This window comes from Brenneria roseae subsp. americana, from assembly GCF_003115815.1.
GTDB classification, from domain to species: Bacteria; Pseudomonadota; Gammaproteobacteria; order Enterobacterales; family Enterobacteriaceae; genus Brenneria; species Brenneria roseae.
Genome location: NZ_QDKJ01000006.1, coordinates 151,789 through 172,896, shown reverse-complemented (window position 1 = coordinate 172,896; position 21,108 = coordinate 151,789). Strand labels below are relative to the sequence as shown.

8 protein-coding genes are annotated in these 21,108 nt (G+C 54.1%); 7 read left to right on the top strand and 1 reads right to left on the bottom strand.

Annotation, left to right across the window (positions count from 1 at the left end):
- Positions 1-22: 22 nt before the first annotated feature.
- The 5 genes from B4923_RS09670 (at position 23) to B4923_RS20890 (ending at position 16,770) form a co-directional block, all read left to right on the top strand.
- On the top strand, positions 23-15,736 hold the full coding sequence (locus tag B4923_RS09670) for a hemagglutinin repeat-containing protein (RefSeq protein ID WP_109054141.1): 15,714 nt from the start codon (positions 23-25) through the stop codon (positions 15,734-15,736).
- Positions 15,733-16,056: an Imm45 family immunity protein gene (imm45, locus tag B4923_RS09665; RefSeq protein ID WP_245929526.1), complete on the top strand. Its 324-nt coding sequence runs from the start codon at positions 15,733-15,735 to the stop codon at positions 16,054-16,056. Before B4923_RS09670 ends, imm45 begins: the two co-directional genes overlap by 4 nt.
- A gap of 84 nt (positions 16,057-16,140) precedes the next feature.
- The gene (locus B4923_RS21210) at positions 16,141-16,275 is read left to right on the top strand and encodes a hypothetical protein (protein WP_281261837.1); all 135 of its coding nucleotides are present in this window, start codon (positions 16,141-16,143) and stop codon (positions 16,273-16,275) included.
- A 79-nt stretch (positions 16,276-16,354) separates the two neighbouring features.
- A complete protein-coding gene (locus B4923_RS09655; RefSeq protein WP_109054248.1) occupies positions 16,355-16,618 on the top strand; it encodes a type II toxin-antitoxin system ParD family antitoxin in 264 nt (87 codons plus the stop codon).
- Complete coding sequence (locus tag B4923_RS20890; protein ID WP_170116039.1) at positions 16,615-16,770, top strand: hypothetical protein; 156 nt, start codon at positions 16,615-16,617, stop codon at positions 16,768-16,770. The genes B4923_RS09655 and B4923_RS20890 overlap by 4 nt, the downstream gene beginning before the upstream one ends.
- A gap of 137 nt (positions 16,771-16,907) precedes the next feature.
- Here the strand turns inward: B4923_RS20890 and B4923_RS09650 are convergent, their stop codons facing one another.
- Positions 16,908-18,080, bottom strand: a complete 1,173-nt coding sequence (locus tag B4923_RS09650) for a serine hydrolase domain-containing protein (protein WP_109054247.1) — start codon at positions 18,078-18,080, stop codon at positions 16,908-16,910.
- A gap of 142 nt (positions 18,081-18,222) precedes the next feature.
- Here B4923_RS09650 and B4923_RS09645 point away from each other — a divergent pair, with 142 nt between their 5' ends.
- Together B4923_RS09645 and B4923_RS09640 are read left to right on the top strand one after the other, a co-directional pair.
- Positions 18,223-19,140, top strand: a complete 918-nt coding sequence (locus tag B4923_RS09645; protein ID WP_109054246.1) for a LysR family transcriptional regulator — start codon at positions 18,223-18,225, stop codon at positions 19,138-19,140.
- 115 nt (positions 19,141-19,255) lie between these two features.
- Positions 19,256-21,052, top strand: a complete 1,797-nt coding sequence (locus B4923_RS09640; RefSeq protein WP_109054140.1) for a type III effector HrpK domain-containing protein — start codon at positions 19,256-19,258, stop codon at positions 21,050-21,052.
- Positions 21,053-21,108: the final 56 nt, after the last annotated feature.

Sequence of the window (21,108 nt, the reverse complement as noted above, 5' to 3'; positions counted from 1 at the left end):
CATGTCACAGCAGGGGGCAGGGATGAAACCAATTAAAACAACGCAACGATTAATCGCTTATACGCTGATTAATCTTATTGCCTTCCAACCCGTACTGCCTGCGATGGCGGCCGGCGTCAATGTCGCGACCGGCAATACCGCGGTGGATAAAGCCGGCAACGGCGTACCGGTGGTGAATATTGCGACGCCGAATAGCGCGGGGATTTCCCATAACCAATACCACGACTTCAATGTCGATAAATCAGGGTTGATCCTGAATAACGGCACGGCTCAGCTTAATCCTACCCAGCTTGGTGGTTTGATCCAGAATAACCCCAATCTGAAAGGTAAGGCGGCGGACGCCATTATCAACGAAGTGGTATCGCCCAATCGCAGTACGCTTGCGGGGTATCTGGAGGTGGGCGGGAAACAGGCCAGTGTGATGGTCGCCAACCCCTACGGCATTACCTGTGATGGTTGCGGATTTATCAATACGCCGCAGGTCACGTTGACCACCGGTAAACCGCAATTTGACGCACAGGGCAAACTACAAGGTATTGACGTCAAGCGTGGTGATATCACGCTGACGGGACAAGGGCTGGATGCCAGTAATAGTGACTATTTCAGCCTGATTTCCCGCACGGCGCAGATTAATGCGGGGTTAAACGCGAATGAAGCGCAGGTGGTGCTCGGTGCGAATCAGGTTGATGCCAGCGGCGATGTGACGGCGCAAACAGCGGATAATAGCGGTATCAAAGTGGCGTTGGATACCGGCGCCTTAGGCGGCATGTACACCAATCGGATCACGCTGGTATCCAGCGATAAAGGGGTCGGCGTCAACGTCGGTAATCTGAGTGCCCGCAGCAGCGATATCACGCTGTCGGCGAATGGCAAACTTAGCGTTGGGGATGCGGTTGCACAGGGCAATATCCATGCTAAGGGAGAAGCGCTGGCGCTACAAGGTAAGCAGCAGGCCGGCGGCGAACTCACGCTTGACGGGAATGCGGGGATCGCCCTGACGGATGCCACGTTACGAGCGGGGCAATCCGTTACGCTTGCCTCGGAAGGCGAATTGAGCGCGACCGATTCCCGGATTAGCGCGGGTGTCGATACCCAGGGCGCTCTGATCTCCGGCCATCATCTAACGGTGAAAAGTGACAATGTCACGCTAAATAATACCCAATTAGCCGCCGATAAAGTGGCGATAAAGGCCGGCAGCGCGTTACGGCAGGATGCCTTAAGCGGTATTAAAGCCGATAGCGAGCTTGGCATACAAGGCAAAGACGTCACGCTGTCCGGGATTGCCGGGGCGCAAGCTGTCCAGCTTGAGGCCGAAACGTTGACCGCCACCCGCAGCGCTCAGATCCAGGCTAAAAATAGCGCCACGGTCAGCGCCACTCAACAAGGTGACTGGCAGGGCAATCTGACCACCGGTGATGCGTTGACGCTGCAAGGCGGGCAAATCGTTCAGCGTGGCACATTGGCTGGGAAGACGCTGAATCTGAACGTTGATTCGCTGGATAATCAGGGTGATATCGCATCATTGCAGGGGCTGTCGCTGGTTGGAAACCAACTGATTAACAGTGGCTCGCTGTCGGCAGCGGAGCAACTGACGTTGAAGGCGGGCCGCGTTGACAATATCGGACTACTCAGCGCCCGCGGCGATTTGCGGCTTGAGTTGCAAACGCTGCTGAATAATCAGGGGAAAATCCTGACCGAAAATCATTTGTTCATGCTGGCCGACAGCGTGACGAACCGGGGAACCCTTCAGGCTGCAACGCTGGCATTACAAAGTACCTCTCTCACCAATCAGGGTGATATCACGGCGAGTCACAATATCAACCTGAACAATCAGACGATCGACAACCACGGCACGATCAATGCGCAACAGATGATCACTCTGTCTGGCGGCGCGGCGCTGAATAGCGGCACGCTCAGCGCGGGCGTGTCGCTGGCGGCCAGTCTGAACACAGACCTAAATAACAGCGGCATGTTGCTGGCCGGGAAAACGCTGGCGGTTACTGCCGGCGACATCATCAACGACGGTACGCTGACCGCGCCGGAGTTACAGATTCACAGTGGTTTGCTCGACAATCAGGGGATTATTCAGGCCGATCATTCGCTGACGGTCAGTGCCGATCGCCAACTGGTACAGCGCGCGAGCGGAAAATTGCTGGCGGGAAATACGCTGACGCTGACCGCCGCCGAGGCGGAAACCGACGGCGAGTTGCAGGCAGCGCAGTTTTTACTGAATGCGGATCGCTGGCTTAACCGTGGCAAAACCAGCATCGGCGGCGATGCTCAGGCGACGGCCTACTATCTCGATAATAGCGGCAGTCTGCTGGCGCAAGGAAGCTGGCTGCTATCGGGCCATGACCTGGTTAATCAGGGGATATTGCAGGGCGATCGTCTGGAACTGCACGCCAATAACATCACCAACAGCGGTCAGGCTCAATCACTTCAATCCAGTGTGCTGAATGCGGATGATAGCCTGATCAATACCGGCGACTGGCTCAGTGGCGACGCTCTGCGCCTGAATGCTCTGGCGATAGACAATTCAGGGAATCTGCGCGCGTTGACCACGCAGGCTCAGAGCGATCGATTCAGTAATCGCGGACAGATCACTGGTATCCAACATCTGGATTTGCATATTTTTGATCGTCTGGACAATCAGGGAGCGCTGGACGGTAATCTGCTGGCTATCACCGCGGGTAGCCTGAACAATAGCGGGCAAATCACCGGGGTCGATGACCTTCAGCTCCGTTTGTCAGGCGGTCTTGATAACCGTGGGCTGATCCACGGAGGCAGTGACCTGAATGTGGTCGCCGGAACGGTAAAACAGCAGGGTACGCTGGAAGGACAATCAGTACGACTGGATGCCGTCGAGCTGGATAATCAGGGAACGCTATTAGGCGTTGACGCGCTGATATTGGCGATAACCAACACGCTTAACAATCAGGGCGAACTGCTCAGTCAGGGCGAAAGTACCGCCACGGCAGGCCAGATTGATAATCGGGAACTGTGGCAGGCGCAGACGATAACGCTGAATGCGGACACGATAGCCAATGCCGGAAAAATTCTGGGTATCGCGGCGCTGATACTGACCGCAAAAGACACGTTGATCAATCAACAGGCCGGTAAGTTGCTTTCTCAGGGGATGGCGGTATTAACCGCGGCTGATGCAACGAATGCGGGAGACTGGCAGGCCGCCAGCCTGACGCTGGAGACAGGGAATCTGACCAATAGCGGCCGGATTCAGGCGGAACACGCGTTGACGCTGCGCGGCGATAGCCTGTCTAACGCGGGGCGTTGGGAAAGCGACACTCTCCAACTGTTCGGAAATTCGGTTATTAATCAGGGCACGTTACTGGGTAACCATGTCGCGATGACGGCTGATAGCCTGATGAATGACGGCATGATGACCGGCGTGGACGAACTGACCCTGATGCTGGATCAGCATCTGTTCAATCACGGTAACCTGTATGGCGATCGGCTGTGGATTGACGCCGCTGGGGTGGACAACCGGGGCGGCCTGTTCGGCGTCAGCGATCTGCAACTGAATTTGCGGGGCGATCTGGATAACGCCGGTACGCTGAGCGGTAAAACGCTGGCTTTGACGGCAGAAAACGTCTGGCAGAACGGTATTCTGGAAGGACAAACGGTACGGTTGAATGCCGGGGTGCTCGATAATCAGGGCAAAATGCTGGGGGTGGATGCGCTGACGCTGGCGATCCGCAACAGCCTGCATAATGGCGGTGCGTTGCTTAGTCAGGGTGACAACGCCGTTACGGCACAAACCATCGACAACCGTGGGCAATGGCAGGCAAATGATATCACGCTGACCGCCGATGAGATTGCCAATGCCGGGCAGATCGTCGGGCTTGCGGCACTACAGCTGATCGCCAGCCATTCATTGCAAAATCTGCAAAGCGGTAAATTGCTGACGCAGGGCGTCGCCACGCTACAGGCGGCCGATACCCTTAATGACGGAGAGTGGCAGGCGGGGAATCTGCTGCTTGAGACTCATCGTTTTACCAACGAAGGCTGGGTACAGGGCGATCGCTCGCTGAAAATTGCGGTTACGTCACCCGCCACCAATCAATCGTCTTTACTGGCAATGGCGCTGTCGCTGGCCGATGATGCGCAGCATCTCAGTGCGTCAGTGCCTGCGGGGACGCTGCTGAATAATGGAACATTAATTTCCGGCGGCGACAGCCAGCTTTCCGCCACACAGATTAACAATCAGGGCGTGTTATCCAGTAACGGCAGTGCGGTGCTGACCGGTGATAATATCCGTAATGACGGCAATGTGGCGGCCGCAACGTCACTGTCGTTAGTGGGAAATTATCAGGGCGAAGGGCGGTTAAAAACCGACGGCACGCTGGCGCTGCGCGGCGAGAGTCTGCATAACGCCGGGCAATGGGAAGGCGATTCACTTCAGATACATGGGTTGTCGCTGAATAATCAGGGAACGCTGCTCGGCAATACCATCAATATTATCGCCGATGATGCGGTGAACGACGGTGAAATGGCCGGGATCGAGACATTGCAACTGACCCTTGGCAATGGTCTGCAAAATCAGGGCCTGCTCTACGGTGCGTCGCTGGCGCTTACCGCCACCGATCTTTTCAACCATGGCGATATGAGCGCGGATAATCGCCTGACTCTCGAACTGAACAACACCCTGCAAAATACCGGTGATATTTACGGCAATCTTCTGGCAATACATGCAATCCGAGTGGCAAATGACGGAACGCTAACCGGCGTCGGCGGGCTGTCCTTCAATCTTGCAGAAAACCTTACGAATCAGGGCGACATCGTCAGCCGTGAGTTGTCCCTCACCGCTGAAAACCTGACCAATCAGGGCAATATGCAAGGGGTGAATGATTTCCAACTGACGTTACGAAACGAGTTAAGCAATAGCGGACTGATCGGCGGCGGCAATGCGCTGGAAATAACGGCGGAAAACATTAATCAGCGTGGCACGTTGGAGGGCAGTACCCTGCACGTACAGGCGGCCAGTCTGGATAATCAGGGAAAAATGCTGGGCGTGGATGCGCTGACGCTGGCAATCAGCGGTACAGCCCGCAATCAGGGGAAGTGGTTAAGTCAGGGCAACAGCGCGTTGACCGCCGGGCAAGTCGAGAATCTCGGCCAATGGCAGGCGGACGCCCTTGAGATGAACGCGGGTCAGGTGACAAATAGCGGACAAATTCTGGGGCTTTCCTCGTTGGCACTGACGACAACGGGCGGGTTGGTTAATCAGCAGGACGGCAAGCTGTTATCGCAAGGAGTGGCGATATTGAACGCGGCCAGTGTGACTAATCACGGTGAATGGCTGGCCGACAATCTGACGCTGAATGCCAAAAACCTCACTAATACCGGTCGGATTCAGGGCAACCGAGCGCTGGCGATGACCCTTGATCCCGCAAATGCCGGGAGGTTGCTGAACCAGGGCATACTGGTTTCCGGCGGTAATAGCCAACTGGCTGCATCACAAATCGATAATCAGGGCATCATATCTGGTCATGGCGATACGGTGCTTACCAGTACCGAAATCCGCAACGACGGCGACCTTCTGGCGGTGCAATCCCTGTCATTGAATGGCAATTATCAAGGGAAAGGGTTGTTAAATACGGACGGCACGCTGACGCTGCGCGGCAATCAGTTGCGTAACGCCGGTTACTGGGAAAGCCGGGCGTTAGTGTTGGTTGCGGACACGGTTGACAACCAGGGAACGATCCTCGGCAATCGTGCCGACATTACAGCAAAAACGTTAAGCAATGAGGGTGATATCACCGGAGCCAACGAACTGATATTGACGCTTGAAGATACCTTAAATAATCAGGGCTCGTTGAATAGTTATTTGCTGGGTGTCAGCGCCAATCGGCTGATTAACCAGGGGCAGATGAACGGTGTTGACGGACTGACTGTCTCCCTCAATGACCGGCTGGATAATCAGGGATTCTTGTATGGCTCGGCGGTGACGATTGATGCTCACGATCTTATTAACGTGGGAGATATCACCGGGATCGATAGCCTGAATCTGGATATCGCTCAGACGCTGAATAATACGGGAACGTTGAACAGCAATCTCCTGACGGCAGACGCGGCGCAAGGAGTGAATGATGGGCGAATAACCGGTGTTAATGGCTTGTCGCTTTCATTCAGCGGCGCTTTGAATAATCAGGGGGAATTAAACAGCCATTCATTATCGATAAACGCTGACTCGCTGGCCAACGCCGGGCAAATCAACGCCACTCACGATTTGCGACTGTTCCTCAATGGAACACTGGATAATTCGGGTGGGCTGAACAGCCAGCGATTGGCTGTTACGGCGATGTCGGCGCTCAACAGCGGCCAGATGTTGGGCATCGACGATCTGCAACTGGAACTGCAAAACGAACTCGATAATAACGGGTTGATCAGCGGCAATAATATGCTGAACGTTACGGCGAAACGTATCAATCAGCGCGATACGCTGGAAGGCCGAACCCTGCATGTGCAGGCGGATGAACTGGATAATCAGGGAAAAATGCTGGGCGTGGATGCGCTAACGCTGGCAATCAGCGGTACTGCCCGCAATCAGGGAAAATGGCTGAGTCAGGGCAACGGTTCCGTGACGGCCGATCGGGTGGAAAACCTCGGCCAGTGGCAGGCCGATACCATCGATACCGCTGCCAACCAGATAACCAATAGCGGGCAGATATTGGGTCTTTCAGCGCTGAAGCTGTTGGCTAATGGCGATTTGGTCAATCAACAGGATGGAAAACTGTTGTCGCTGGGCAACGCCGTATTCAACGCGGCCGATGCGGTGAATGACGGTGACTGGCAGGCGCAGTACCTGAGCCTTGCCGCGGATAATTTTACCAACGGCGGACGTGTTCAGGGCGATAAAGGGCTGGCGGTTACGCTTGATCCTTCCGGCTCAAACGGCATTTTTACCAATCAGGGCGTATTGATTTCCGGCGGTGACAGCCAGCTTTCCGCCGGACGGTTGGATAACCGGGGAACACTGTCCAGCAACGGATATTCAACTATCAGCAGTGCGGCTATTCACAACGACGGCAATGTGGTCGCCACCGATGGACTGTCGTTGAACGGGGAGTACCAAGGCAACGGCTTGCTGTATACGGTGGGAGTATTAGCGCTGCACGGCGACCGCCTTGGTAATACCGGCCGTTGGGAAAGCAGCATCCTGCAATTAACCGGGCGGTCGTTTGACAATCAGGGAACGATCGTGGGTGAACGCGGGCTGGAACTGGACCTGACCGATGAACTTACCGTCGGCGCCGCCGGGCAGTTACTGACCGGCGGTGAACTGCTGGCGAACGTGGGAAGCGTCAGCAATCAGGGATTCTGGCAGGGGAAACTGCTGTCGTTGACCGCGGACGCATTACTCAACGATGGCACGCTGGTTGGACAAAACAGGTTGCAACTGGCGTTGCAAGATAGCTATCAGGGCAATGATCGTTCTCAACTGCTGAGTGACGGCGATACCACCCTGACGGCAAACCGTGTAACCCAGAGCGGAGAGATAGCGGCCAATAACCTGCAACTGAATACCGGTTCGTTGGATAATGCAGGTCGCGTGTTGGGCCTGAATCACCTGCAAATAACCAACCAGGAAGAGATAACCAACCGCAAAAACGGTGAAATACTGGCCAATGGCGACGGGGTGATTAACAGTACCAGGTTCAACAACAGCGGCAGTGTACAAGCGAACGATCTGCGACTTGGCGCTGAGCGGGTAGAAAATCAGGGACGTATCCAGGGCACTTCCGCGCTGTGGCTGCGGGATCTCGCCGATTATATCGGCGATAAAACCAGTCAGTTATTAAGCGGGGGCGCCGCAACCATTCAGACCAAACGAGCCGACAATTTGGGCCTGTGGCAGGCAGATAATCTGACGGTACAGACAGACTCGCTGGTCAATGGCGGCACGCTGGCAGGGTTGAATAGTCTGTCATTTATGGGCCAACAGGTTAGCAATCAAGGCGATATTTTCTCTCAGGGCGCGCTGGTCTTAAGCGGCGCGACCTTTGATAACGCTGGAACCGTAACCGGCATTGGCGGTTTTGACCTGCAATTCACCGATTCCCTGCTTAATCAATCAGCGGGCCGTTTATTGAACGGCGGCGTCGGTAGCATTAACACCGACAAGTTCATTAATCAGGGACTGTGGCAGTCTGACGATCTGCATCTTGTCGCCCGCGAATTGGACAATCAGGGACAGATGCTGGGGGTTAAACAGGCCGCGCTGCGACTAAGCGGCGACTATCAAGGGGCGGAAGATAGTCAGTTGGTCAGCGGCGGTAACGCAACGCTGACGGCGGCTAATATTAATAACCGTGGACAAATTCAGGCGCTGGAGCTGGATGTAACCGCCAATTCGCTAACCAATCAGGGAACGCTGCGCGGTAACCAGAACCTTGATGCGACAGTGAAACATCAACTGAGCAATGCGCAAAATGCCCGGTTGGTCAGCGGCGGTGCGCTGAGCGTTCAGGCGAACGATATTGATAATCAGGGCACGATTAATGCCGCCGACCTTATGCTGCACGGCAATAATGCGCTGAAGAATAACGGCGTATTGCAGGGAGCAACATCGTTACAACTGGAGACGGCTGGAAAACTAACCAACCAGCAGGCCGGGCAGATACTGTCGGACGGCACCGCGAAGCTGAAAGCGGCGGCACTGGATAATGCCGGTTGGCTACAGGGGCGGGAGCTGGATGTGCAAACGCAGCAGTTTACCCAACAAGGCAGCCTGATTGCGCAGGATAAAGTGACGCTGCGTATTCCACAGTGGGTCAATCAAGGGCTGATTCAGGCGCAGCACACGGAAATCATCGCCGATGTACTGGAAAATCAGGGCACCTTACTCGGTTTGACGCAGCTAGCGCTGCAAACCCAGCGTCTGATCAATCAGCAGGGCGGCAAAATCTACAGCGCGCAGGATTTAAGCCTCAAAACCGACGAACTGCAACAAAACGGGCAACTGCTGGCGCTAGGTAATCTGACCGCCGATATCAGCGGGCCGCTGACGTTTACGCAGCTATTGGCCGCCGGGAAGCGTTTAACGCTAAACGTCGCGGGCGATTTCGATCAGCGTGGTACGCTTCAGGGGCAATCGGTGGTGCTTGCCAGCGCCGGGAAATTGACTAATCAGGGCAATATTCTGGCCGGTGACGGCGATTCGCGTATTACCGCTCAAACTGTTGAACAACAGGAAGAGGGCAGTATTCAGGCGGGGGGAAATTTGTCGCTGGTGAGTGAAAGCGATATTCACAATCAGGGGCTGATTGGCACTACCGGTGATTTATTGATGCAAGCGGGCGCGGCGCTGAATAATACCAGCCTGTTATATGCCGGCGGTAATATGCGGTTATTTTCCGATTCGCTCCGCAATGTATTCGGTAATATTCTGGCGGGTAATAATCTGTGGATCCAGCGCGATGAACAGGGCAATGCCAGTAGCGCTGTATTAAATAGTTCCGGTACTATCGAAACGCAGTCTGGGGATATCACGATTACTACCGACACGTTGACTAACCAGCGTGAAGGAATGGTGGTAACGGAGACTAATGCTGAGGTATCTGATAATACTGATTGGATTGGTAAAACGGAGGTGAATATTCCTCTTGGTTGGTTTAATGCGGGTGAATATGTATATATTTATGAACCAACCAGAGATATAACAATGGAGCCTGACTGGGAGTATTATGCTCCTACAAGAGAGTTTTTTTCAAAAAAAATATATCGTTATTATAAAAAAATTGAAGTAAAAAGTCAGGGAGGTAATGGTAATTTAAAATCAGGGAAGAATATGTTTGTAAAGTCTCAGCGCCTGTTTAATGTAGCTTCCAATATAGATTCGTTAAGTAATATATATATTATGGGCTTGCAACTCAACAACCAATCTTTTTATTCAGGTTCATTAAGTGAGTATTTAACTTATGAGTATAATGATTACAACAGATACACATATGATTCAAATGATTCAGATGGTTCATATTACCTTTATGTTGTAAATACCGACCCAAAAGATTTAATAACCGATCTTCCTAAATATATTCCTTACATATTAGTCGGCACCCCAACCTACGAACAAACCATCGGCGAAAGCTATAACGCCATAATTCAGGCGGGCGGCACCATCAGCGCTGATTTCAAAGAAGATATCAGCAATACCACCCTGCAACCGGGCAGCGGCGGTTTTATCCCCGCCACGGTGACGCCGGTACTGGCTTCCACTCAGGCGCTATCGCCGTTGCAGAAACAAACCACGCGCCAGTTGGTGGGCAACGATGCATCGCTCAGCACGGGCAGCGTTGATCTGAGCAATAGCGGCATGGATACCGCTACGTTGGGGCACAACGCCAGCGCGATCGGCTCGACGGCTAAAAATGTGACTTTAAGTAAAGTGACTGAACCCACGTTACAGTCTGGCGTGCAGGCGGAACAGATTAGCGCCGCAACGATAGCGCTGGAAAATGCAGAACCGCAATCGCTAACGAAAAATGATGCGCCAGTGTTGCAAAAACCGGGGCAGGTTGACGCAGAGATGCCCGGTCAAACGGCGCCCGGCGCGGCGGAGACGATCACGTTAAGCAACACGGGGCAGATTCCGGTGCAATCGCCCAGTTTGTCGATTGACGGCCCAACGCAGACCAATATCGAGAAACCTCAATCAGTTACGCTAAATACTGAGGATGCCGCCATTAGTACGGCCATCACACTGGAAAAACCGGGCGAGGTCAACGCTCTCATCACGGATGCGGCAACTACGCCGATAAACATTGAATCGTCGGCGCCGTTCAGCCATCTTTCGGCTTCTGAACTGATGGACTCCATCGGTAACGGTTTACAAGCATTAAGCAGTGATCCACTGGCGGATTATCCGCTGCCCGCGGGCAACAATGGGCTGCTGGTTGTCGATCCAAACAGCGACAGCCGTTATCTGATTCACACCAATCCTAAACTGGAACAGTTGGGGCAGGTGGATAACAGCCTGTTCAATGAATTGCAGGGCATGCTGGGGCAACAGCCAGCGACCACGGTGAAGGTGGAAACAAGTTCGCAATGGACGCAAACGGACAAAGTTTTGGGATCGTCCTATCTGCTGGACAAGCTGAACCTGGATGCCGACCATGATTACCGTTTTCTGGGCGATGCCGAATTCGACACTCGCTATATCAGCAATGCCGTATTGAGTCAGAGCGGAAAACGCTATCTTGATGGTACGGGTTCCGACTTGTCGCAAATGCAAATGCTGCTGGATAACGCAGCTGTCGCGCAAAAAGGCTTAAACCTGCAATTGGGGGTCAGCCTGACGCCGGATCAGGTCGCCAACCTTAGCCAGAGCATCGTCTGGTGGGAAAATATTGAGGTTAACGGGCAAACCGTACTGGCGCCGAAATTGTATCTGGCGCAGGCCGATAAGAATAACGTGCAGGGCAGCGCTATTGTCGCCAATCAGGTTAATCTGAGCGCGGGAGGCAGCGTCACCAATAGCGGTACGATTAGCGCGGTTGAGTTACTGGCTATCGCCAGCGGCGACAAGATTGATAATCAGGAAGGCGGGCTGCTTAAATCGGACGGTAGTCTGAATCTGGTTGCGTTGAATAATATCACCAACAGCGGCAGCCGAATTGAAGGCAATACGCTGCAACTTGCCAGCATTAACGGCGATATCATCAACAAAACCGAATCCCGCGAGTGGCAGACATCCGCGTCTGCCTCCCCGGGTAGTGGAACGGGCTACCTCACCTTTACCGAATTGGCTAAAACAGCGGAAATCAGTGCGGTCAATAGTCTGACGATGGCGGCAGGTCATGATATTCGCAACGTAGCCGCAACGCTGATCGCCGGGCAGGATATGACGCTGAATGCCGCTAACAATGTGTCAATTGAAGCGCTGACGTTGACCAATGATCGGCTGGATCAAAGCCGGAACCGCAGTCAATTGTCACTGAATACGGCGGTTCAGGGAAGTCAGCTGACCGCGGACGGTACGTTGCAAGCCAATGCGGGCAATAACATTCAGATTGATGCCAGCATGATTTCCGGCGGCGCGGGGTTATCGCTGACGGCCGCGAATGATATCCAACTGACCGCACAGCAAACCCTTGAGGAAACGCTGAATCGCAACGGCGGCGGCACGGCGCAGCGCCGTACCCAGGAGAGCGCTTCGACGCAATTGCTGAGCGGCGGCGACCTTGAGCTGCTGGCGGGACGCGATGTGCTGACAGAAGCGGCCAGTCTGAATGCCAAAGGCGATGCCACCCTAGCCGCCGGCCGCGATCTCAACCTGCTATCGGCGGAAGAGGAAAGTTACAGCGGCAACTGGTGGAAACGCCATGCTGACTGGCAGCAAAACATCACGCAGCAAAGTACCGAACTGACCGCCGGAGAAGGGTTGAACCTGCAAGCCGGAAGGGACATCAATCTTCAAGCCGCGCAAGGGATTGCCGGCGGAGCCTTGACGGCGCAGGCTGGTAACGACATCAATCTGCTGTCTGCGACGGAAACACAGCACACTTTCTTTGAAGAAACCAAGGTCAAGAAGAAAGTCTTCTCAAAAACGGTGACGCATACCCTGAACGAAACGTTACAGACGGACGAGAAAGGCAGCCTGCTTTCCGGTGACAGTGTCACTATGGCGGCCAATCATGATATCAATCTGCAAGGTTCGTCCGTGGTGGGAGATAATCAGGTTACGCTGCTGGCGGATAATGACGTCAACACCGCTGCCAGCGTGGAGAACTATCAGCACTACGAAGAGCATACAAAGAAAAAGAGCGGACTTTTCAGCAGTGGCGGCATCGGCTTCACTATTGGTTCCACCTCTACCAGCCAGAAACTGCAAGATCAGGCCGTCACGCAAAGCCAGAGCGTAAGCACCCTTGGCAGCACCGGGCAGTCGGTTACGATTAATGCGGGTAACGACGTCAATATCAGCGGCACGGATATGGTTGCCGGGCAAGATATCGCGTTAACAGGCAACAATGTCACGATCGATCCCGGCTACGATCTGCGCACGCAACGGCAGCAGTTTGAGCAAAAAAGCAGTGGCCTTACGGTCGCGTTGTCGGGCGTGGTGGGTTCCGCGCTGAACAGTGCGGTACAAAGTATTCAGGCGGCGCAAAGCGAAAGCGACGGCAGGCTGGCGTTGCTTCAGGGAATGAAAGCAGGATTATCCGGCTTCCAGGCTTATCAGGCCAGCCAGTCTGACTTGAACGATCAGGGATCTGCGTCATTTGTTGGCGTCAGCATTTCGCTGGGGGCGCAAACATCGCGTTCCAGCCAGACGACGGAACAACAGCAAAGCTTTGGCTCGACGCTGAACGCAGGGCACGATATCGCGATTGAATCCCGTCAGGGAGACATCACGGTAACGGGCAGCCAGCTTAAAGCGGCTAATGACGCGGTGATGAACGCCGCGCAGGATATCAACCTGCTTTCTTCTCGCAACAGTGAAACGCTCAGCGGTAAAAACAGCAGCAGCGGCGGCAATATTGGCGTCAGTTTAGGGATAAGCAACGGCAGCGCCGGACTGAGTATTTTTGCCAATGTGAATGGCTCAAAAGGCCGCGAGACGGGCGCGGGTAACAGTTGGTCGGAAACCACGGTTGACGCGGGCAGCGAGGTTAAACTGGAAAGCCAGCGTGATACCCGTCTGATTGGCGCTCAGGTAACGGGTGAGCATATCGACGTACAAACCGGACGGGATTTGCTGCTGCAAAGCCAGCAGGATAGCGACCGTTATGACGCTAAACAGGTCAGTGGATCGGCCGGCGGCAGTTTCACCTGGGGCTCGATGAGCGGCAGTGGTTACTTCAGCGTCAGCCAGGACAAAATGCACAGCAATTACGACAGCGTGCAACAGCAAACCGGTTTCTTCGCGGGCAAAGAAGGATTTGACATCAAAACCGGCAACCACACCCAGCTTGACGCGGCGGTGATTGCTTCCACCGCCAGTGCGGATAAAAACACGCTGGATACGGGTACGCTGGGCTGGAGCGGAGTGGACAATAAGGCCGAATTCAAGGTAGAACACAGCGGGTTCGGCATGAGCGCCAGCCCCTCAATGAACGGAAACCTGCTGTCAACGCTGGCGATGAACGTACCGTCCGCATTAATGTCGTTGGGTAACAACGGTAATGCATCCAGCACTACCTATGCGGCGGTGAGTGATGGTAGCCTGCTGATCCGGGATAATGCGAATCAGCAACAAGATATCACGACGTTAAGCCGCGATGTGGAGCACGCGAATAACGCGTTAAGTCCGATCTTTAACAAAGAGAAAGAGCAGCAACGACTGAAGCAGGCTCAACTTATCGGTGAACTGGGCGCGCAGGTGATGGATATCGTGCGTACCGAAGGCGAGCTGCGGGCGCAAAAGGCGGCGGAAGCATCAGGAGAGTCGAAGGTTTCACGGCCGGATGATAATGCACCGGCAGACGAATGGGATGCTTATAAAAAAGCGCTGACGGATACCGCGAGCTACAAAACCGCAATGAAAGAATATGGTACCGGGGGTACCTACCAGCGGGCGGCTCAGGCGGCGACGGCAGCGATACAGGCGTTGGCGGGCGGAGATATCCAGAAAGCGATAGCCAGTGGCGCGTCGCCGTATCTGGCGCAGATGGTGAAAGATATCACGATGCCTCAGGGCGAGAGCGGGGCAACGGCCTCGGATATTGCAGCCAATGCGATGGCCCACGCGGTGGTTGGCGCAGTCGTCGCGCAACTCTCCGGGCAGGATGCGGCGGCGGGCGCCATCGGTGCCGCGAGTGGAGAGCTGCTTGCCCGTGTGATAATGGAAAAGCAGTATCCGGGCAAGAAAGCGGAAGAGCTGACGGAAGAGGAAAAACAGTCTGTCAGCGCGTTATCGACGCTTGCCGCCGGGTTGGCATCGGGTCTGGCGACGGGTAATACCGCTTCCGCCGCCAGTGGCGCGCAGGCTGGGCGGAATGCGGTTGAGAATAACTCGCTGAGCGGTGACCAGGCCCGTGAAACGGTGAAACAGGCCGCCGAATCCCTGAAAAATCAGGTCAGGGACAAGCTCGGTGAAGGCACAACTTCTTCCATCGCCAACGCCATCATTAACGGCCTGGCTGATACCGGTGATGCGGCATTAGGTGGGGCGGATTACGCAGCCGATGCGGCAATGGCGTTGGCGTCATGTGCTACCGGGGATAGTTACTGCGGCACGGCGCTGAATGACCTGGCCGGGAAGAACCAAGCGGTAGCGGACAGCGTGAAAGCGCTGATGAGCAGTGAAACCTGGTCGTCGGTGAAAGACACAATAGTACAGGCGTCTGAAGGAAATCAGCTTGCGCTGGAAGCCACGGGCGGGATGCTGGCCGGGATTATTCTGCCGGGGAAGAAAATCCCGAATGTCGTTAAAGCAGTTGATCCAAATATTAAGATAGCTACGGGCGCAACTGTTGGTGATTTTGAAGCCAGTCTATTTAAATTACCCTCTGGAGAACGAGTTGCTATAGTCAAACAAACTGCGGCTAAAGTTGTTGCAGAACATGGAATGATTAAAGACAACAAGCTGACTAAAATGAACAACCGCGATGTGTATCGTGGGACGGATGGAAATCTTTATGCTCTTGATACGCAACATGGGCGTTTTGAAGTAGTTACCCCTCAGGGGAAACATGTCATGGAAGTTAACTTTGCCATGAAAGAAATTCCTGATAGCAAAGATAAATCTGGCGGACATAACTTGAAGGTTAAATGATGGAATATATTAAGCTACTAAATTATCCAGAGAAGTCTATCCGGCGAGGAAGAGTTTTTAGATTGCCTGCGGTGTGGCCATATGAAGATATTGTAGATTTTATGGTAATAGACTTAGCACATTCTCATGGCTTGGTTGTATCTTCTGGATTTAAAGCAGGTTCAATGTTAGTTGAATTACCATCAGAAAGTGCTTCTTCAGAAGGCCATGCTTTAAGTACCGAATGGGTAATTAATAATTGGGCTAAGTGGATCTATCCCGAATGTGCTGTTGAAGACGTTTATATTATCGATCAGTATACAGCAACGGCCTTTGACTAGAATGAAGTAAACCAGCCTGTATTAATCCCGGCTCTCAAAAGCCGGGATTTTTAGTCTGTCAGTCAGAACCGCAGTTCAGTTTCAATGATCAGTTTACCCCGCTTAACGGTGGCTATCATCGGCTGGCTGGTGTTAAAGCCGTGTTCTTCCTGCCACTTGCCGCTGGGTTTAAGTTTCGTACTGGCCGACCTGACGGTGGATGAAGATGTGCATCAGTAAGAAGGGGGTGACGGCGCGGGAAAGGAAGAAAATACTTACAGATACTAATAGATAGTATTCCGTATGGTTGGAGGCAATGATGGCAACCAGTATCGCGTTAAGTCCTTACTTCGAGCAATTTATCCGTGAACAAATCGAGAGTGGCCGCTACAACAATGTAAGCGAGGTCATCCGGGCAGGGTTGCGGGCACTGGAAGAGCGAGAACAGCAGATAAAGCTTGATGCGTTACGGACAGCGGTAGAGCTGGGTGTGAACAGTGGAAAGGGTAAGGATGCTGAAGCGGTGTTCGGGCGTCTGTCGCAGAAATACCGGCGCATGGCTGAAGGTGAGAAAGCGGAATGAAATTGACCGTATCGCCGCTGGCAGAACGGGATATCGAGGAAATAGGTGACTATATTGCGCAAGATAAAGAAGTGAGGATAGAGCGTGTCTTGCACGGTGCGCGAGATATCGACAGTCTGTTCTCAGAGTCGCCGGAAGGTCACAAAAGTTAGTACTCTTCATGCAAGGCCGCAGGGGATGTTGTCCACACCCTTCATGGCGCACCGCTTGCCTTGTTCGGCTAAGGCGCTCCGGCGGTAAATGCCGCCCGGCCAGCGCCAGCAAACCTGACAGGGAAAAAGTGCGGACGTCAATCTTCCGGAGTATTAATCCCGTAGACGGCATCGCGCAGATCGGAAACAAAGCGGCCGGACACCCCTTCATACAGGGTGTTGGTCAAGGCCACGACGCTGAATCCCTGCGCCCGATCAACAAACCATGAGTGACCGTAGGCGCCGCCCCAGCGCCAGGTGCCAACGGATTCGGGAGAGTTGGCCGCCTGCGGATCGCGCAGGACGGAAAAGCCAAGACCGAAGCCCAAACCCGGCGCATCGGGCAGAATCAGCCCTGGTGTTTGGTCGCTCCCCATCTCTTCCAAAAGCGTAGCGGGAAGAAGCGGTGCGCCGCCCGATCGCAGCGTTTCCAGCAGTATCAGCAGGTCATCGGCACTGCCGACCATTCCCGCCCCGCCAGAGGGGAATGCCTGCTGATCCAATACGCGTGCGGGCGAGAAGGTGATGCCAATCGTGTCTTCAACGGAAGAGACCCGCTCGCCTTCCTGCAAGCGGTGAGGTTGTGGTATATCGTTGACATAAGCGGTAGCCAGACGTTCGCTATCACGGGTATAAAAGGCCGTATCGTTCATGCCTAGCGGCGCAGTAACCAGCTTGCGAACCGCTTTGTCCAATGTCAAACCACTGGCTTGCTCAATAACCGCCCCCAGTACGTCAATTGCCAGTGAATAGCCCCAGAAATAGCCCGGTGCGTAGAGTAAAGGGACGCTCGCCAGCCGACGCAGATTTTCTTCCAGCGTAATACCCGCCGCATCCATACCGTCGGAAACGCCAGCAAGCGCGTAAGGCCCTTCGCTATCGCTCTCTAAAAATCGATAGCCTAGTCCGGCGGTATGGCTGAGTAACTGTCGTGGGGTAATGGCGGGAATGGCGCCATCCGCCAGACAAGGCTGAAAATAGGGCAGCCATTGGCGGATATCTTCATCCAGTGCCAGCCTGCCTTGCGCAACCAATACCATTGTCGCCGTCGCGACAATCAGTTTACTGACGGAGGCGAACCGAAATAATGCATTCTCGCGCATGGCCTGTCCTGCCTCGCGATCGGAAAAACCCGCCGCCCGGCGATACACATTTTTCCCATGACGATTTATTTTCACTACGGCACCGACAAGCCGCTGTTCGTTTAACGCTTGCTCAATGACCTTATCCAGACCGGCTGACCACCGTTCGTCAATGGCATCTGACGGCATTAATGATGATGTTGTATTCGGCATACCCGATTCCTTATTCACTCAACGGCAGATGATTGACAATGTAGAGGACTAGGCAATCAGGAAAAAGCGGGGTAGATTTCCATTATCTATGGACGTTTTTGTCCGCAATGAGAGCCATATGGATAGTCTGAGCAGTCTTACCGTATTTGTACACGTCGCGGAAACGCGCAATTTTGTGATGGCAGGACGCATACTGGGCGTATCGGCATCGGCGGTGGGGAAAAGTGTGTCGCGACTGGAGGCCAGACTGAGGGTAAGGTTGTTTCATCGCAGTACCCGCAGCATGACGCTGACCGCTGAAGGGATACTCTTTCTGGAACGGAGTCGGCGCATTCTGGCCGAGATGGAAGCCGCCGAGCAGGAACTGTCGCAGGCGACAGAAATGCCAAGTGGACGTTTGCGGGTCAGTCTGCCGCCGGTGAGCACGTTGGTGCTGCCGACATTGGGTGAGTTTATGCGTCGGTATCCGGCGATTGAGTTGGATCTTGATTTCAGCGAGCGTCTGGTTGATGTGGTGGAAGAAGGATTTGATGCCGTCGTGCGTACGGGAGAATTGACGGACTCCCGTCTGTCAGCTCGTAAGCTGGGCGAGTTTAATATGCTGTTAGTGGCATCGCCTGCCTATCTTGAACAACGCGGCACGCCGCAGGAACCGACCGATTTGGCACAGCATGTTTGTCTCCACTATCGTTTTCCAAACAGCGGAAAGCTGGAAATCTGGCCGCTGCGCAATGAGCCTGACCTGCCTATTCCCATTTCAATGGTTTGCAATAATATCGAGACTAGAATGTGCTTTGCATTACAAGATCTGGGCATTGCCTGTTTGCCCGATTTTTCCGTACAGAACGAATTGCGGGAAGGATCGTTACGTACCGTGCTCGATAACCATGTTGCACGCACGGTAGGATTACATGTCGTCTGGCCATCGGGGCGTTATATCACGCCGAAGCTCAGAACGTTTATCGATTTCCTCAGTGAACACGTTTTTGCGACGACTGAAAACCACTGCCCCAGACGCAGCAATAACGTGACGTAATAACCAGAGGCCTAATTCATTCAATCACCCCCTGTTTTATTCGCCGTAAAAGGAACTTATGTTCGCATTCTGCCACGTAATCTCTGATGAATGAGGCAGCAGGGTGGAAAACAGCATGGTGAATCGTATAGAAGGAAGGGGCAGCAATTGGTTGGGAGCCGTTTCCCATGATGTTGCCAACGCCGCGCTGCGCGAGCCGGCGACGGTGCCGCAGGGGAAGGCCGCCGGTTCGCGGACAATCGATTTTGGCAACACGCTTTCTCCGCTCTGCCCTGAAGGAGCTTCCGCCGGGAAGCTGAATCAGCGTGTTTCCGTGGGTTCCTCGATGCCATTGTTGTCGACTGAAGAATTGGCGACAGGAAAACTGCCGACAGCGGCAACGCCGGCCGTCATCAGCAAGACGCCGGTTGCCAATCTTCATGCGATAGATCAGTCCAAATACAGTAACCCTGAGGCGTTGGAAAAATGGGCGGGATTGCTGAGCGACTTGCCGGAAAAGGAAAGGGAGAGTGCCGCAAAAGAATTAAATCGTCCGATAGCGGCGGCCAAAATGCTGCGGGACGGTGGGAAAAACGCGGAAAACGCACTGGCTTATATTCGTGAAAATCCGGCGCTGTACACGGCAATGGATACCAGCAGGGATGGCGGCGTTGCGGATGGCTTTATCTCAAACAGAGATATCTCTTCATTTGTAAAAAATATGACGCACCGGGCGGAGGATGCGGCGAAAACCGTCAGTGACTATGTCCGCCGTCACCCTGACGCCGATCCCCAGGCTTTACGTCTGGTGCAATCCTCCGCTCTGCTATTGGCGAATGAGCCTTTGCTTCGGGCGGCCGATCCCGCGAAATCGGCGACGCACGCCTCTCCGATCAAAACGGATCGAACCGCGACGCTTACCGACCTTAACGCGGTGGTAAAGGATAATCACACGCTTTCCCCACAGCTTAAGGCCGCTGCTAAACTGTGGTCGCATCCCGGTTTATTCGGTTTATTGGAACATGCCGATGTGAAGGGTGAGAAGTTGGCCAGAGTCGCGCATGATGGCAAGCTGATGATGAAAGATATGATCAGCTGGATTAACGAACAGGCGCCAGCCAGCCGTGCGGAAGTGGACGATACGCTGCATAATGCCGCGACGTTGGGGCTGGCGGAAAAAACGGACATCAGCAGGCTGGATGAAGATATTTTTGCTTCGCCCCAGTCATACAGCGCTGCGCAGAAAGCCGCCACACTGGTGAAGTTGCAACAGACGCTTGAGCAGGTCATCGCTGGTCGCCAGTATCGTGATACGTCAGCGACGGAACGGGCGCTGAACCAGCGTATTGATCAATTACAACAAGACCGCGGCGTCATTCAATATTTCGGGCAGGATGTGCCATGTGAAATACAGCGCATCATGTTATCCGATCCGGTTTTGGCGCAAACGTACATCAATCAGCCCCGTCATTCTTCATCACCGGCGCAGGGGAGAGCTGCGGGGCTTGAACCGTCCATGTCGATGTCGCAAGGCGCTGCCGGCACGGGGATGAAAAGTGAAAATCAATTGGTTAAAGATACGGCGCGTCACGTGATGGATTTCAGCAAGGCCTCGCTGCATGCTGATAATCTGGCCCAATCCGCAGGCGGTAAAGTCGCCATCGGGCTGGCGGGGAAAATGGGATCTGCGATAGCCGGACGTGTGGTGGGGGCGGTTGCGGGTGAAGCGGCCGGGGCTGCGGCGGCCACCGCCGTCGGCGCGGCCGCAGGGCCTGTCGGCTGGGCCGACGGCGGGGCGTTGAGTCTTGGTATGGGTATTGCCGAGTTGGTCAGTTTTTTCAATGCGAAAAGCAAACTCAAAAATCGACGAGCGGATTTTGCCAAAACGGTTAATCCGACACTGGAACAATTCAATATCGCCAAACCGCGTTGACATCACCCTGTGGTGATGCCGCGATGAGAAACTATCCTGGGCGTGTGGAAGGCTCA

Bases quoted from the DNA above. Each gene is read 5' to 3' on its own strand.
- B4923_RS09670 (WP_109054141.1), top strand. From the start codon at position 23: ATGAAACCAATTAAAACAACGCAACGATTAATCGCTTATACGCTGATT.
- imm45 (WP_245929526.1), top strand. From the start codon at position 15,733: ATGATGGAATATATTAAGCTACTAAATTATCCAGAGAAGTCTATCCGG.
- B4923_RS21210 (WP_281261837.1), top strand. From the start codon at position 16,141: ATGATCAGTTTACCCCGCTTAACGGTGGCTATCATCGGCTGGCTGGTG.
- B4923_RS09655 (WP_109054248.1), top strand. From the start codon at position 16,355: ATGGCAACCAGTATCGCGTTAAGTCCTTACTTCGAGCAATTTATCCGT.
- B4923_RS20890 (WP_170116039.1), top strand. From the start codon at position 16,615: ATGAAATTGACCGTATCGCCGCTGGCAGAACGGGATATCGAGGAAATA.
- B4923_RS09650 (WP_109054247.1), bottom strand. From the start codon at position 18,080: ATGCCGTCAGATGCCATTGACGAACGGTGGTCAGCCGGTCTGGATAAG.
- B4923_RS09645 (WP_109054246.1), top strand. From the start codon at position 18,223: ATGGATAGTCTGAGCAGTCTTACCGTATTTGTACACGTCGCGGAAACG.
- B4923_RS09640 (WP_109054140.1), top strand. From the start codon at position 19,256: ATGGTGAATCGTATAGAAGGAAGGGGCAGCAATTGGTTGGGAGCCGTT.